This is a genomic window from Methanoregula sp. (assembly GCF_023227875.1).
GTDB lineage: Archaea > Halobacteriota > Methanomicrobia > Methanomicrobiales > Methanospirillaceae > Methanoregula.
Map to the genome: position 1 here is coordinate 47,456 of NZ_JALOCH010000015.1, position 14,678 is coordinate 62,133.

Sequence of the window (14,678 nt, forward strand, 5' to 3'; positions counted from 1 at the left end):
ACTTACATTCAATGAACAAAGTTTCTTTTGCATTAATGATTGATCGCTGTTTTTTTTATTTCGTTGAGATGCCCTTCGTGCAAAACGCCTTCGGGTTTTTCGCTGCGCCCGTCCCTGTCCGCTTGTCCTGCATGTGTGCCGTTGCCTACGGTGAAGGAGTGGGGGGTGTCCGGCATACCCCCCTCCGATTATTTTTCCGGGAGGGGAATACTCATATTGAAAAGGGACGGGGGGTCTGTCATGGTTCTTGGTTGCGATGGCTGCCTCCTCCTCCCGGGGGATTCGCGGCGGGGGGATTATCGAGAATGTGTCCAGCGGAAATTTGGGGAGGTGGCCGAGCGACTCCACGCGCAGCGGGAATGGGGATACTCGTAAAAAAGAGATTGCTGAAGGGATTGTTAATAAACCAATATATTCATCTGACACTATACGCAAAGATAGTGATCAGGGAGAGGTTTTCCATACATGACCAGTGACTCCGGCGAATGGTTCCGACAGGCGCAGTATGATCTGGGTACTGCCGAATCCCTTGTCACTGCCGGGCGGTATCCCCCATCGATATTTTTCTGTCACCTGGCACTTGAGAAAGCGCTTAAGGCATTATATGTGGAAAAATTCAACGACAACCCGGAAAAAACCCACAGTCTTGTCTATCTGGTCGAACTCCTTGAACTGGAACTGCCGCAAAATTATCTGGACTCACAGTTTGTCATCAACCGGATCGGAGTGACCGGGCGCTACCCCCACAACCTTGATGATGTCCTCGAACAATATTCCCAAGTGAAGACACAAAAAATCATAGCCGAAACAAAGGAGGTCCTTACATGGTTGATGCAAAAGTCCTCGAAGCAGTGAATTATTTCAGTGAACAGGTCCGGAAAAAGGGAATCCGTGTCAACAACCTCATTCTGTTCGGCTCATCAGGCACGGGCACTGCAACGCCCGGAAGCGACATCGATATTGCAATCATCTCCGATGATTTTACAGACCGGGATATTTTTGAACGGGCGCTGCTGACAAAAGATGCGGAGATGCGTACCGTAAAGAAATTCAGAGTCCCCCTTGATGTAATCACGCTCACTTCCGAAGAATATCATGACTCAACCTCACTGATTGCAGGAACACTCAGGAAAGGAATCATGGTCCCCATGGTTCCGGCAGCATAAGAAAAAATGAAAAAACTGGATAACAGCCAGGTCCACACGATCTACAAATATCCGGCTTTCGATCATTTTGTTGATATCAACAAAACGATAATGGTTCCGAAAGGAGAATAGAACCATAAACCCTCTTAAATACCGGAATATAATATCAGTATACAGATCAGGGAGCAGATATGGATTTTAAAATTTCTCTTTCACAAGATGAAGATGGCTGGTTCATCGTCACTGTGCCGGCACTTCCGGGTTGCGTCTCCCAAGGTAAGACCGAGGAGGAGGCGAAGAAAAATATTGCAGAAGCCATTGAGCTTCATCTGTCCACTCTTGCACGCGACGGTATCCCGCTCTACAATCGCCCCGGTACCAAAGAAACGTTCGTCGCTGTCGACATATGATGGACAAACTCCCGCTCCTTTCCGGAAAGGATGTGGTGAAAGCACTTGCCAAACTGGGATATACGATCAATGACCAGAAAGGCAGTCACATTCACCTCCGGCATCCCTTCCGAAGACCACTGACCGTTCCCAACCATACGGAAATTGCCAGAGGGACATTACGGATCATCATCAAGGATGCAGATCTGACCGTTGAAAAATTCATGGAGTTGTTATGATTCCGGATCATTGCAGATTCTGCAAAGGAAAACTCCACGAGGGAACAACGGAATTTATGGCACATGCTGCCGGTGAGGTCATCGTGATCAAGGATGTTCCGGCATATGTCTGCGAGCAGTGCGGGGAGGCATATTACACGACCGGAACTTCCCGGAAAATCGATGGTGTCATGCGGGACGCCCAAGCGAAAAAACTATGCATGCGTCCGCTTCCCGCCGGCGAAGTGTCACTGAAGGGATAATTTTAGTGAATACGATGAAGTGCGTCATCTGTAAACACGGCGAGACAAAAGAGGGCACGACAACGGTCACCTTTGATCGCAATGGCATGACCCTTGTCGTGAAAGATGTCCCCGCCCAGGTCTGCACCAACTGTGGGGAGGATTATGTGGATGAGCATGTGGCCCACGAGATCCTCGCAATAGCAGAACGCATGGCAAAAAGTGGCGCCCAAGTAGATGTCCGAAGGTATGTTCACGGCTCTGCCATGCCGTGCTGAGTGAGATCTTTTTTTCTTTGTTGATCTGGGATATTCAGACAGGCCCAACGTGAAATTTTTTGCCGGACCCTGCCGGGAAAACTTTGTGCATGGTCTGAATGGGTGATGCAATGCCCCCCACCATTTCCGGTCCGGTTGTCCAGCATGAGGAACCGTTGCCTCTGGGGGGAGGGGGGGCCCGCATGGGCTTCCGACGGTGGGGAGTCCGGAACACCCCCCGGCCGGTCAGCTACTGAACAGAAACAGGGGGTGCCCCGGCCAACTGCGATTGTAGCATTGCTACGTATGACCTCCCCCATTCCCGTCGTAGAATACCGGTTTATTACGGAAGAATTACCGTGTTTTCCGGAATTATTGCCTCATCAAAAAAGGGCGTTGAGGCAAAACGCGTACAACCGGGCATTTTACGGGCCCGGAGTCCCTACAGTCGAAGATTCCGTCTGGAATCTTCTCCTCTTCCAGGTCGAAGAACCTTTCAGGTTCTTCTTCTGTCTCAAGTCTGACGACTTTCGACATTCTGATGACCTGTCAGACCCGTAAGCAGGGGTAAAAAAGGGGGCATTACACCGATGGGGTAACTCCCCCGCCCTGCTCCCTCTCTGCGACCCCGGCAAGGTACTCAATCGTCTTCCCGGACTCGATCCGTTTCCCATCGCGGTCGATCTCCACGATCGTGGACGGCGTGACCTGGAAAAATCTCCACGTGCCGTGCCGGGACCGTATCCAGATCTCGATCACAACCGCAGCGTCGCGGGCGATGACCCGGAGCCGGGTGAGATCGCTCCCATAATACTCTGCAAGCTCAAGGACCGGTGCGAGAATTTTCGGTGCGAACATGATGGTCGCAAACACGATCGGGATCTTCGAGACGATGGAGAGATCGTAGATCCGTTCCGGTCCGCCCATCGCCAGCTGGATGAGACCCCGGGCTTTGGCGATCGGGATCGCGTCCCTGAGTGCTCGGTGGGCACGGGCGCTGCGGTGGGTCATGAGGAGCGGCCCCGAAAGATTCCGCGAGTCCATCCCGGAACCTGCGGGTTGTTCAACGATGCATTCTTTGATTCCGGCTCGCGGGAAAATATCCCGGCCGGCCGGGTTTTTTCACGGAAGGTTGTACTTATACTTTCATCTCCGTTGTGGGGAGTTGGTTGTAGTCCCCTGGTCTGTACAGATTGATCCGCTTTCCCGGGGTTGTGAGAGCCGAAGGGAATGCGGTGATTTTGATTGTCCAAGGAAAGATATATTTGAATAATATGTTGTTGGTTGAATGGGTGGCAGACTGGGTTCAGTGTGGGGGTGCCATTATCACGATGCCCCACGCTCGGGCATGTCCGCATGTGATGTAGGGGGGGCGTTGCCTTACAAGCCCCGATGAGGCGGCCGGGAAATATCCAGGCGGGATTATTTTCACCCTGCGCCGGTAGAATATATCTGTCAGTATTCTGAAATATATCGACAGAGAATAATATTTCATTCAGGGACCGGGTACATGAAACCAGCCATCATCAAACGCCTTCATAAAAATTTTGAGGATTATGTTCACGTACAGGAAGGCGTTGAATTCTGGTTTGCACGGGATTTACAGATACTTCTCGGTTATACTCAATGGCGAAACCTCCTGAACGTAATCGATAAAGCAAAAGAGTCGTGCAAGAATTCAGATCACGAAATTTCAGACCATTTTGCTGACGTCAGCAAAATGGTAGTTATCGGGTCAGGCACTGAGCGCAGTATTGAAGATATTAAACTCACCCGTTATGCCTGCTACCTCATTGCCCAGAACGGGGATCCACGCAAGGAAGAGATCGCTTTTGCCCAGAGCTATTTTGCAGTGCAGACCCGCAAGCAGGAGATCATCGAAGACCACATCCGGCTTGCTGAACGGCTGAAGGCAAGAAAACACCTGAAGGATTCCGAGAAGGAATTATCCCGGAATATTTACGAACGTGGCGTGGATGAATCGGGTTTTGCCCGGATCCGGAGCAAAGGAGATGTGGCTCTCTTCGGGGGCTATTCAACTCACGTGATGAAAGCACGCATGGAAGTTCCGGACAGCCGGCCGCTTGCAGATTTTCTTCCCACGGTTACGATCACGGCAAAGAATCTCGCAACGGAGATCACGAACTTCAATGTTACCAAGGAAGACATGAAGGGCGAGGATCCGATCACCATCGAGCATGTCCAGAACAACCAGGATGTGCGTGACCTTCTGTTGAAAAGGGGAATTCGTCCCGAGGCCCTGCCGCCGGAAGAAGATCTTATGAAACTGGAACGACGGGTCCGATCTCAGGAGAAGAAGATTGCAGGACGGGCAGGGAAAATAACCACTTCATCTTCTGATAAATGTCGGGACTCGAAGACCGGTAAATAATCCTGATATGTTCCCTTTTTTCCCCACGGATATTTGGTGCCAACCATTATGCTCAATTATTATAAAGATGACTATTATTGAGCGAATTATTCAAAAACCGGGGAATTCTTTTCCTGGAATCGAGGAGTGCATTACCTGATGAAAAAATGGAACTTGTCCGTATATTATCTGACGATTCTCATCGGGCTCGTTATCATTATCCTTACGGGGGGTTGTGTTACGGACACGACCTCTTCGCCATTAACCGGCACGCCAGCTGAAACACCGACACTGCCCCCGGGGCACCCGCCGTTATCAACCATCACCGCAACCCCGTCCCCCTCACAAACCCCGGCTGTATCCTCGCCCCGGTTCACACAGGATCCCCAGACCGGATGTTCTATGGATCCCCATGTCCCGGAACCGGTCGACAGTGCCATCGCGGTCCGGGATCCGATGCCCGGGGTCCGCTATTCTTTCAACGAGAGTGAGACCGGCCGAACTGTCGTGCTTGAGAAGGGAGAGATTGTTGAGATGACCCTCCGGTGGGCCCCTAGTGTTGCATGGGAATGGTACATGCCGGTCTCAGGTTGCTCGATCGAGCTCCTGAATGACGGATATTATTCCGGAGGCGGTGATTACTGGAACCAGTCCGGCCATTACCGGGCCCGGTACCGGGCGATAAACCCTGGAACATCGTTCATTGACGGCATATTTGGCGTCGCACCGGGCGGCACGCCGCATGAATGGAATCCCCGGTTCAACCTGACCGTGATTGTGAAATAGTCCGGGCGACCCCCGAGGGGGTGGGGGAGGCCATCGTCACGATGCGCTGGCGTGGGGCTGTCCGCAGTCATGCTCAATGAGGGGCGTTGCCAAGCAGTCCCCGATAAGGCGGCCGGAAACCCTGTAAAAAATGAAAAACGGAAAGATGAGATAAAAAGTGACAAACTTCCCCGCGCAGGTTTCTCCTATGTCGGGAAAAATTTCTTCCGGCCAATCCTGGTTCATTTTATTTACCTTTTATCACCGGGTACCTTTCGCATTTTCGAACGTGTAGCTGATGTGGACAGAAATCATATATATCATCATAATAAATCGCACATTGTGGACAGCCGGTGGTTGTTCCACGAAAAGAAGAGGATGGATCCACCAAGCAACGAACTTCGTTGGACCCGGTCCCGCCTGTAGGCATGAGAATGTTATCTTCTGATCCTATGAAGGTTTTCCTTGTGCCAGCGAGCGAAGCGCATGGAAAAATGCGAGGAGTTGAAGAAAAATGAACATACACAAAACAGTTGTCATCCTGCTGGCACTGCTGCTGGCGGGGATGGCGATGGTACCGATGGTGAATGCGGAACAAAAAGATACAATTGAATTGACGGACAATCTTTCCGTTTCAACAGTTGAACTGCTGAAAGATCCCGCGATAAATGCGATTATTGAATCGGCTAAGTCTGTTGATAACATTCCCGCTGGTGAAAATAACCAGACTTTCCTGAACAGTTACAAAAGTCCTGCGGAAATAATCATTGAAAAGATGAAAGGCAGGGGATATTCTGAAAGTCAGATCACCACGGTACTGAAAAGTCAGGAATATAATTGGGATCCAAAAACGGGAGCATGTTGGAAAGGTACTGCACCAACAGAGGCAGAACTAAAAGTAATCAATCAAATTCGTGGAAAGGATTATTCTCCCTTCAACCGAGAAAGTGATGTTCAAAAGTCAACACTTGGAATCAAAACGCTACGTCAGGAGTACCGGCAGATGAAAACTACCTCTGGAACAACATACTTTGGGGTGAATGACTACATGAAACCCGGACAAATGGTTACCAGCTCCTCCGGAACGAACCAGCATGTAGTCACAACACATGTTGGACGAAAACCAAGTCCATCAACAGAATGCTGGACAGAAGCCGGTGTGGCAGATTCTGTTGCGGATCCCCAAAGACGTTACTTCACCTACGACAACGATGAGGGCGGTTGGAGTTTTCATGGAAATGCAGGTGCATCTACATTAAGTAATTATGAAATCTATGTAACCAGTACTCAGGAAAGCGCCGGGTATAAGTATCACATCTGGCTCGATAGCGCCTGGGTCCGGTCGGGTCACCTTGCATTCAGAGAAAATTTCATTGACCAGGCGAATGAAATTTGGGCTGATGGTTCCAATCCGTTCTCTTCAGATCCCAGTATAACCGAATTCAAGGACAGTACCTTGTATCAGAGCAGCGGGAATGACAGGTGGGCTACAAACGTCCCGACAAACTTTAATTCCGTAGGATCAAGTATTTCTGAAAGCAGGGTAGTATCCGGAAATGCATATGACTGGCAGATGTGGATTCCCTAAACTGCTATCCACACTCTCTTTTTTTTCTATCTTGGCACTCTGTATGGTATCAGGATGCTTGCTGGAACAGGTCTCAGAAAATAATCAGATGATAACGGGAAAGGATACGCTTACTGGTAATCAGCGAGACGAAGCAATAGATATTGCCCTGAATGATCGTGAGGTTCATGATTACCTCAAAAATGGATACACCCTGAAAAATGTGGGGCCGCTTTGTTATGAACAATCACCGGGTGATGGGAACATCTACAAATCATGTTTCACCGGAGTTGAATTTGAAACAAAAGATGTGTATCTGGTTGTATATGTTGATCAGGAAAAACATGTTGTAAATTCAACATCCATGATATACATCCGCAACCCTGTGGTTGCTCCATAGAATTCAAGGAGATTACGGGAGACAAAAGCCATTGTTGCTGGCTATACCGTTTTTTTCAGAGTAATTATATGCGGAATTCGTGATACCCATGAAATGGAAAACTGACGTACTGATAATTATCCTTGTTCTTGCGCTTTTTTATTGTGTCTCCCACCAATGCCTCCATGACAAAACCGGTCCCGGCGCCTGATCTCACCGGGAAGGGGCAGCAGGAGGCCCTGTTTTATTTCGAGAATTGGTCAAGGACTGTTTCAACAGACATTAGAACTTATTGCTGGAATTAAGCAAAAATTTGATCACATGTAATATGAAAAAATACCTCTCTGAGCATCATGTTTGAAAAATGGTCAACACGGGTGAAACGGTAGTTGTAGGGGTTCACATGGGAGAATCGAACGATACTGGGTATTCGATTTTTTCCCCGGTACAGGGCGTCAGGCGTGATCTTAACTGGATTACTCCATTGACCGGATAATCCCTATTTTTAAATGGTGAAAAACGAATGAACTGGAACGTGATAACCGGGATAATAATTCTGGGAGTGATTCTTGGTCTTTGTATTCTTGTTCCTGGGAGCACGAAACAAAACGGGGATCAGGAAATGACCATAAGTAACTCATCACATTCTGTATCTCCATTCCCTGAGTTACCCCATATACCGGAAGACTGGGTTATCGCTTCATTCGGTCGTGACGAGAAAAACCCGGAGCGAACGGTCTTTTTGAAAAATCCAGATCTCCTGGACGCCTTCATCAATGCATCTGAAAAGGAAACCGGTTCCGATAATTTCCCCGGTGGAGTTCTCGGTTACGTGAAGGACAGCGATGGATCAATCGTTGTCCTGTTGAGTCCAAATGAACCGGTTAACCAGACCCTTGTCAATGAGATATACAGCCAAATCTCTGTACGGGGAAGATCATTTAACGTAACGAATGTTCCCTGTAAATTTATCCGGATGGATGTTGTCCATGTTGAAGTTTCTAAAGATACGATGCCATGAGGGGAATTGTTATGGAGATAATTACGTTTTTGTCAGCAGAAAACTCTCTTAATGATTTGCACCGTTTAAAATTCCCCCACCATACCAGAATTAATGCATTATGGTGAACCCGATAACAGGGTCGAAGATCATCCTCCTCCTTCCCGCCACGCTCCGAGGAACGACCGCTCCCCCCAATACAACCTGGATAACTTTTCTCTGCGATGGCTGCCGCCACTCTCCCGTGGGGGTTAGTGGGGCGGGGCGAGTGCCGGGAATCTGCCCAGCGGGGATTTGGTGAGTATCAGACATTGTAGCAGTAATGTCTGATTCGCAGAAGCCATCAGGCTTCGAGGGGACCGCCAGAATCTCGGGCGGTTGATAATTCGCAGATACTCATATGCCTCATTTTCACACCATACAACCATAATATAAAAGTCTGAAAATCCGGATTGAAGATAAAAGATTGTTCAAGGAAATCCAAAATGAAAATCTACATGGATGTCTGTTGCCTGTGCAGACCATTTGACGATCAACTGGTCTCTCGAATCCGGTACGAGAGCGAAGCAATCATCGCTATCCTGAACCGGTGTTCACAGGACTGGGAGCTTATCTGGAGTTCGGCAATTACGTACGAGATAGCAAAAATTTCGGATCATCAGAAGAAACATTATGTTACGTCGTTTGCAGCTAAAACAAAAATGAATGTCCTTGTTGACAGAAACATCAGAGAAAGGGCAGAGATTTTCATGGACTGGGGCATTAAAGCAGTCGATGCCCTGCATGTGGCCTGCGCTGAAAAGTCGGAAGCGACGGTATTTCTTACAACAGATGATGTATTGAAAAATATTATGAGCCACCACAACGATACGATGTCTATACGAATCGTAAATCCCGCTGCATGGTACGAGGAGGTGACGGGAAATGAAAGCGAAGACATTACATGAGATCCATGATGAAGGCATGAATGCACTCCGGGAAAGACTCGGGCCCGTCGATATGATCCGGTTCATCCAGATGTTCGATTCGGGAAAAGGCGATTATACAAAAGAACGCCGGCAATGGCTCAGCAATGATCTCGATGAGATCTGTAAGGAGATTCAGGAAATGCAGAAGAAGGAACTATGATTTCAGATAAATGCAGGTTCTCAAAAAAAATTTTCTGATGCCCTCAATAATCTCAACACCCTTTTTCCCGGTCTTGGTTATCTTGTAATACCGGTTCCTGTTTTCGTCATGAGTCAGGCATTCCACGAGTCTCACTTTTTCCAGGGCGGGGACGGCCATGCGACTCCTTGCGTTAGCAGGGAAGGGGAAGAATCATAATGATGAATTATCCGGGAAAGATCGGTATCTTGCGATGGCTGCCGCCGCTCCCGGGGAGTTCACGCGGCGGGGCGATTGCCGGCAGTTGGCCCAGTGAAATCCGGATGATGTGGCCGAGAGAGTTATTCGGCCACACAGGAATTGCAATGAACGCACCCCAATTCGAAGATTCCTGAAAGGTCTGCCGAAAAACTTTATTCCAGGTCATACAGTTTCACACCCCGCACCGGGGGTTTTTACGTTACATAAAAAAATGCACTCTGAGGGGTATGCAAATCCAATCCTGATTTCAAAACGGGCGGAAGAGAATGACAAAGATACATGTTCTTGACAGGGAAGTTGCGGTGTATGTGCAGAATGATGAAGATTTCATCTGTATCACCGATATTGCACGCTACAAGAATCCTGACAGCACGGACGATCTCATCCGCAGCTGGATACGGAACCGCAACACAATAGAATTTCTTGGCATATGGGAACAACTGAACAACCCGGATTTTAATCCCGTCGAATTCGACGGGTTTAGAAAACAGGCCGGACTGAATAGTTTTACGCTCACTCCCCGCCAGTGGATCGAAAAGACGCATGCCCGGGGGATTGTCTCAAAACCGGGCCGGTATGGCGGGACATATGCACACAAGGATATTGCATTTGAATTCGCATCATGGATTTCGGTTGAATTCAAACTTTACCTTATCAAGGAATTCCAGCGTCTCAAAGATAATGAGCGGCAGACGCTTGGGTGGGATATCCGGCGAAACCTTGCGAAGATCAATTACCGGATCCATACCGATGCCGTGCAGGAAAACCTGGTCCCTCCTGAGCTGACCAGATCGCAGATCAATGCTGTATATGCGTCCGAAGCCGATGTACTCAACATGGCTCTGTTCGGCACGAGTGCAAAAGAGTGGCGGGATAATAATCCGGATAAGAAAGGAAATATCCGGGACTACGCGGATATTTCCCAGCTGGTCTGTCTCTCAAATCTTGAGAACCTCAACGCTCATTTCATCAGCGACAACCTTCCCCAGGCCGAACGCCTCGCCCGGCTCAACATGATAGCGATTCACCAGTTAACCCTGCTTACGAATGATGCGACAGTCCGGATGATCAGCGGCGGGAAGTAGGCAGCGCATCACACGATATCTGATTTTTTCGGGGGGGTGCCGGCTAAACCCCCCTGCCGGACTTTTTATTTGGCTGCAGGGTAATTGCGATGACTGCCGCCTCCTCCTGGAGTATACTCTGGCGGCGGGGCGATTGCAGGTAGTTGGCCCAGCGGGGATTTGGTGAGGGGCGAGCGAGGCCAAGTGTAGTGAGGAGGGGGAGACATTGTCACGATGCCCCTCGCCCTTCCCTGTCCGCTTGGCCGGTGGGGGCGGCCGGAGATCCTGCAAAGAATAAAAACGGAATGATGAGATGAAAAGTGACGAGTTTCCCCGCGCAGGTTTCCCTTACGCCGGGAAAAATCTCATCCGGCCAATCCCGGCTCATTTCTTTTTCCTTTTCTTACCGGGTACCCTCTGCGTTTTCGAACGTGTAAACAAATGTACTAGAAATTATTAATAGATGAATATTCAATCGCACATTGTGGACGGCCGGTGGTTGTCCCAAAAGAAGAGGACGGGTTCACCAAGCGACGAACTTCGTTGGACCCGGTCCCGCCCGTAGGCATGAGAACATTATCTTCCGATCCTATGAAGGTTTTCCCATGCCAGCGAGCGAAGCGCATGGAAAAATGCGAGGAGTTGAAGAAAAATGAACCTACACAAAACAGTTGTCGTCCTGCTGGCACTGCTGCTGGCAGCGATGGCGATGGTACCGATGGTGAGCGCGGTGGACGATAAAAACGGTGTTGATCAGGTAACTGCACAACACGTTGCGGAGATGCATATGCAAACCGTAGCGAAATCATCGGAAATGTATAAGGAATGGACAACAGGAACCATTCAGCCGTCTACGGTATATTATAATCTGAACGATCAGAAGGCGGCTTACCTGTTCAACGTTTATGTAGACGGACAATACTCCGGGTATATTCTCACATCTGCAACGCGGGATAATTATCCGGTCCTGGAATTCTCACGCGGAACAGTTCCGGACGCGGACGCAGAGAAATTATCCTTGTCCCGGCAGGCAGCCCTGTCGTCCATTGATGGAAAAACACAAAACATCGGGTCACCGAAACTCCTCTACCTGGGCGGGACATTTTATATTGCCCAGTACCCGGTGACCGATGCTCGGGGGAATACCATTAGCATAAAGAATGTCGATCTTTCTGATAATTCTGTCATCGACCTTGTGGAAATGGAGAATAAATACCCGGTCAATACTGATGAACAGATCGCCCGTGATGCAGCGAGAGTAAAGAGCGCAAACCAGAAGTGGGAGTCATTGACCGGTAATGCAGCCTCTGTCGCAGTGCCGGCCGCCCTTGCTGCCACAACATATGGATCAAAATCCATTCCCGGCGTCCCCCTCTACAGCCAGCCCCTGAATAATTATTGTGCACCGACATCTGCAGGAATGGTTCTTTCCTATTGGGATTCCCACGGATACCCAGGCATTCCCGACAATTCATATACTCTCATCACTGAGCTCGGTACAGCGATGAGCACATCAACGAGTACCGGGACCTATATCTACAACGTGGATGATGGTATGAACACTGTCAGTTCCAATCATGGATACGGGAGCCAGCTTACGTTTACTGAGGACAGTTGGGTCACATTCTCTGATGTTACCACAGAAATCAATGTGAACAAACCCTTTGTTCTCAATATGATCGGGGGAGGCACGGCATATGGCCGGTCCCAGGCTTATGGACAACATACTGTCGCCGTTATCGGGTACGAATCCTATTTGTCCGGTGACTATGTCGTCATCCAGGATACATGGACACCCCTGACAGCAGTATCCCTGGCATTCGACGACTGGATTGGCGCAGTTGCGGATTATTCCCGACCATCTTAATTTTTTTTGGAAAACCATGACGATTTCAAGCCGGGTAAAGGTCATGATTCTCATTGCGTTGGTACTCCTGAGTACCGGCATCATTTCTGTCACCTTCAATAATTTCAGGACAGCTCCGACACCTCCGGAAGTCCGGGCCGGCTGGTACCTGCCCCAGAAAGATATTGTCTGGCCGGCATCCGGGCAGGGAACGAACCGGTCGCCGGGCGGACAACTCATTCTTACCGGATGGAGGGATGGTCCAGCCTCCGGGTTCCCGGATATTTCGCCCTACTGCCGTTATGAAAATTATTCACAGCGGGACACCGGCAGAAAATATGTTATAGCCGTATGGTATTTCAGCGATGACCGAAGATTCCAGGAATCGCAGAAAACCCTCCATGAATTCCTGAGACATTCTGGAACGATTACAGAACTTGGACTGGACTTTTCCGGGATTCCGGAACCGGGAGATCATTCCGGTAATGCCAGCCGGAATGATGTGGGGAATGACTGGTTGCCTTCCCGGCTCACGACCACCGGGTACGAAGGTCCGAACACATCGGGCCTGTTTTTCACGGTCGCAATTTCTGCGCCTGCCGACCCGTCCCGCAAACAGATTCCTGATGGAGACACTGAACATTATATTGTGTATTATGGGACGGCGGAACCTGCACTTCTTGCACCAGAGACGGATTTTCTCCGGGAAATGATCCGGAATACATATACTTACGGGAAGGGAAGTTCTGCAGGTCCGATTGAAGAACGCTGATGTGTTCTTTTCCTGCTTCATGTGTTCAGACTGAACGAGCATCGAAAAATACCTTTGCAGGAAGAGGGCCATCCAAGTTGTCAGGAAGTATCCGGGCAAGAGATACCTATGTGAGACCTTCGTAAGAATACAACATTGATTGGAGAGCTGAAATTTTGAAAGAAACGGAAGACCTGAAACGATGGATCATATGGGGTACAATACCTTTTATCCTGCTCTTAGGATATATTCTGGTTTTTCACATTATTCTCATCCACCCAATCGGTCCCGGACTGCCGCAGCACCAGGATTTTTCCACCGGGATTATCTGGAACGTGGGACATCGTTGCGACTCGCCGGATCGTGCGAATACCCCGGGACCCGATCTCTGTATCAGCCAGCGGAACTCAGGAAACTACCCGCAATTTCCGCCACTGACTCAGACTGCAGGTTATGCGACTGCGAGCTATGCCGTGTTCCGGAAACCGGGGACGAACCAGACCCGCGTTTTTGCAATCTGGTATTTCGAGAATTCAGGTGAATGCGGCAATTCGGAAGGGCAGTTGTCCAGGTACCTGAAAACCCAAGGACAACTCACACCCGTCTCACTCGATCTTTCCAGAGAGATACAGTCCTGGAACTATGCAGGCAGGCAGGCCCCTCCATCCACACTGGAAGGTACAGCGTTCGAGAGCAATGATACAGCGGGGTATTTTTTTGTCATAAAAAAAGCGGTCATGCCGAGCAGGGATGACTGTTTCATCGAATACTTCGGCCTGATCGGGGAGAACAACCTTTCAGCGGGTTCCGCCGATCTCAGGCAGATCATTGCGTTGGAGGGTAATCCCTGGTATCTCTTTACCGGTCGAACCGGACCACTTTCTGAACAGGGGAGCACGAAACAAAACGGGGATCAGGAAATGACCATAAGTAACTCATCACATTCTGTATCTCCATCTCCTGAGTTACCCCATGTACCGGAAGACTGGGTTATCGCTTCATTCGGTTGTGACGAGGAAAATCCGGAGCGAACGGTCTTTTTGAAAAATCCAGATCTCCTGGACGCCTTCATCAATTCATCTGAAAAGGAAACCGGTTCCGATAATTTCCCCGGTGGAGTTCTCGGTTACGTGAAGGACAGCGATGGATCAATCGTTGTCCTGTTGAGTCCAAATGAACCGGTTAACCAGACCGTTGTCAATGAGATATACAGCCAAATCTCTGTACGGGGAAGATCATTTAACGTAACGAATGTTCCCTGTAAATTTATCCGGATGGATGTTGTCCATGTTGAAGTTCCTAAAGATACGATGCCA

19 protein-coding genes are annotated in these 14,678 nt (G+C 49.2%); 17 read left to right on the plus strand and 2 right to left on the minus strand.

All coding sequences use genetic code 11. From position 1 onward, the window contains the following. Positions 1 to 465 precede the first annotated feature (465 nt). The 6 genes from M0R30_RS13155 (at position 466) to M0R30_RS13180 (ending at position 2,272) form a co-directional block, all read left to right on the plus strand. The gene (locus M0R30_RS13155) at positions 466 to 855 is read left to right on the plus strand and encodes a HEPN domain-containing protein (RefSeq protein ID WP_292547653.1); all 390 of its coding nucleotides are present in this window, start codon (positions 466 to 468) and stop codon (positions 853 to 855) included. After that, entirely contained in the window at positions 825 to 1,166 is a 342-nt protein-coding gene (locus M0R30_RS13160) for a nucleotidyltransferase domain-containing protein (protein WP_292547655.1), read from the plus strand. Before M0R30_RS13155 ends, M0R30_RS13160 begins: the two co-directional genes overlap by 31 nt. Before the next feature lie 170 nt (positions 1,167 to 1,336). Next, the gene (locus M0R30_RS13165; protein ID WP_292547657.1) at positions 1,337 to 1,555 is read left to right on the plus strand and encodes a type II toxin-antitoxin system HicB family antitoxin; all 219 of its coding nucleotides are present in this window, start codon (positions 1,337 to 1,339) and stop codon (positions 1,553 to 1,555) included. Continuing rightward, a complete protein-coding gene (locus tag M0R30_RS13170; RefSeq protein ID WP_292547659.1) occupies positions 1,552 to 1,773 on the plus strand; it encodes a type II toxin-antitoxin system HicA family toxin in 222 nt (73 codons plus the stop codon). Before M0R30_RS13165 ends, M0R30_RS13170 begins: the two co-directional genes overlap by 4 nt. Beyond that, positions 1,770 to 2,015 carry a type II toxin-antitoxin system MqsA family antitoxin gene (locus M0R30_RS13175; protein WP_292547661.1) on the plus strand — a complete coding sequence of 82 codons (246 nt, stop codon included), beginning with the start codon at positions 1,770 to 1,772 and terminating at the stop codon, positions 2,013 to 2,015. The genes M0R30_RS13170 and M0R30_RS13175 overlap by 4 nt, the downstream gene beginning before the upstream one ends. A 14-nt stretch (positions 2,016 to 2,029) precedes the next feature. Continuing rightward, positions 2,030 to 2,272 carry a type II toxin-antitoxin system MqsA family antitoxin gene (locus M0R30_RS13180; protein ID WP_292547663.1) on the plus strand — a complete coding sequence of 81 codons (243 nt, stop codon included), beginning with the start codon at positions 2,030 to 2,032 and terminating at the stop codon, positions 2,270 to 2,272. 351 nt (positions 2,273 to 2,623) lie between these two features. Here the strand turns inward: M0R30_RS13180 and M0R30_RS13185 are convergent, their stop codons facing one another. Beyond that, positions 2,624 to 2,788, minus strand: coding sequence for a hypothetical protein (locus M0R30_RS13185; protein ID WP_292547665.1), 165 nt, complete (start codon positions 2,786 to 2,788; stop codon positions 2,624 to 2,626). Between the two features lie 45 nt (positions 2,789 to 2,833). Next, the gene (locus M0R30_RS13190) at positions 2,834 to 3,295 is read right to left on the minus strand and encodes a hypothetical protein (protein ID WP_292547667.1); all 462 of its coding nucleotides are present in this window, start codon (positions 3,293 to 3,295) and stop codon (positions 2,834 to 2,836) included. A 466-nt stretch (positions 3,296 to 3,761) separates the two neighbouring features. Between M0R30_RS13190 and dinD the strand changes: the two genes are divergently transcribed. From dinD to M0R30_RS13245, 11 genes are all read left to right on the plus strand, one after another. Next, the gene (gene dinD / locus M0R30_RS13195) at positions 3,762 to 4,643 is read left to right on the plus strand and encodes a DNA damage-inducible protein D (RefSeq protein ID WP_292547669.1); all 882 of its coding nucleotides are present in this window, start codon (positions 3,762 to 3,764) and stop codon (positions 4,641 to 4,643) included. Between the two features lie 138 nt (positions 4,644 to 4,781). After that, positions 4,782 to 5,408: a hypothetical protein gene (locus M0R30_RS13200; protein ID WP_292547671.1), complete on the plus strand. Its 627-nt coding sequence runs from the start codon at positions 4,782 to 4,784 to the stop codon at positions 5,406 to 5,408. Between the two features lie 493 nt (positions 5,409 to 5,901). Beyond that, a complete protein-coding gene (locus M0R30_RS13205) occupies positions 5,902 to 6,975 on the plus strand; it encodes a hypothetical protein (RefSeq protein ID WP_292547673.1) in 1,074 nt (357 codons plus the stop codon). Between the two features lie 58 nt (positions 6,976 to 7,033). Next, a complete protein-coding gene (locus M0R30_RS13210) occupies positions 7,034 to 7,354 on the plus strand; it encodes a hypothetical protein (RefSeq protein ID WP_292547675.1) in 321 nt (106 codons plus the stop codon). Positions 7,355 to 7,856: 502 nt separating this feature from the next. Continuing rightward, positions 7,857 to 8,354: a hypothetical protein gene (locus tag M0R30_RS13215; protein ID WP_292547677.1), complete on the plus strand. Its 498-nt coding sequence runs from the start codon at positions 7,857 to 7,859 to the stop codon at positions 8,352 to 8,354. A gap of 464 nt (positions 8,355 to 8,818) precedes the next feature. Further along, positions 8,819 to 9,280, plus strand: coding sequence for a hypothetical protein (locus tag M0R30_RS13220; RefSeq protein WP_292547679.1), 462 nt, complete (start codon positions 8,819 to 8,821; stop codon positions 9,278 to 9,280). Next, positions 9,258 to 9,461: a hypothetical protein gene (locus tag M0R30_RS13225; protein ID WP_292547681.1), complete on the plus strand. Its 204-nt coding sequence runs from the start codon at positions 9,258 to 9,260 to the stop codon at positions 9,459 to 9,461. The genes M0R30_RS13220 and M0R30_RS13225 overlap by 23 nt, the downstream gene beginning before the upstream one ends. Positions 9,462 to 9,967: 506 nt before the next feature. Next, positions 9,968 to 10,786: a KilA-N domain-containing protein gene (locus M0R30_RS13230; RefSeq protein ID WP_292547683.1), complete on the plus strand. Its 819-nt coding sequence runs from the start codon at positions 9,968 to 9,970 to the stop codon at positions 10,784 to 10,786. Positions 10,787 to 11,417: 631 nt separating this feature from the next. Next, the gene (locus M0R30_RS13235) at positions 11,418 to 12,632 is read left to right on the plus strand and encodes a C39 family peptidase (protein WP_292547685.1); all 1,215 of its coding nucleotides are present in this window, start codon (positions 11,418 to 11,420) and stop codon (positions 12,630 to 12,632) included. A gap of 16 nt (positions 12,633 to 12,648) precedes the next feature. After that, positions 12,649 to 13,383 (plus strand): hypothetical protein, encoded by a 735-nt coding sequence (locus M0R30_RS13240; protein ID WP_292547687.1) that lies wholly within the window; start codon positions 12,649 to 12,651, stop codon positions 13,381 to 13,383. A gap of 542 nt (positions 13,384 to 13,925) precedes the next feature. Continuing rightward, a partial coding sequence (locus M0R30_RS13245; protein ID WP_292547689.1) for a hypothetical protein occupies positions 13,926 to 14,678 on the plus strand: 753 nt, incomplete at its 3' end.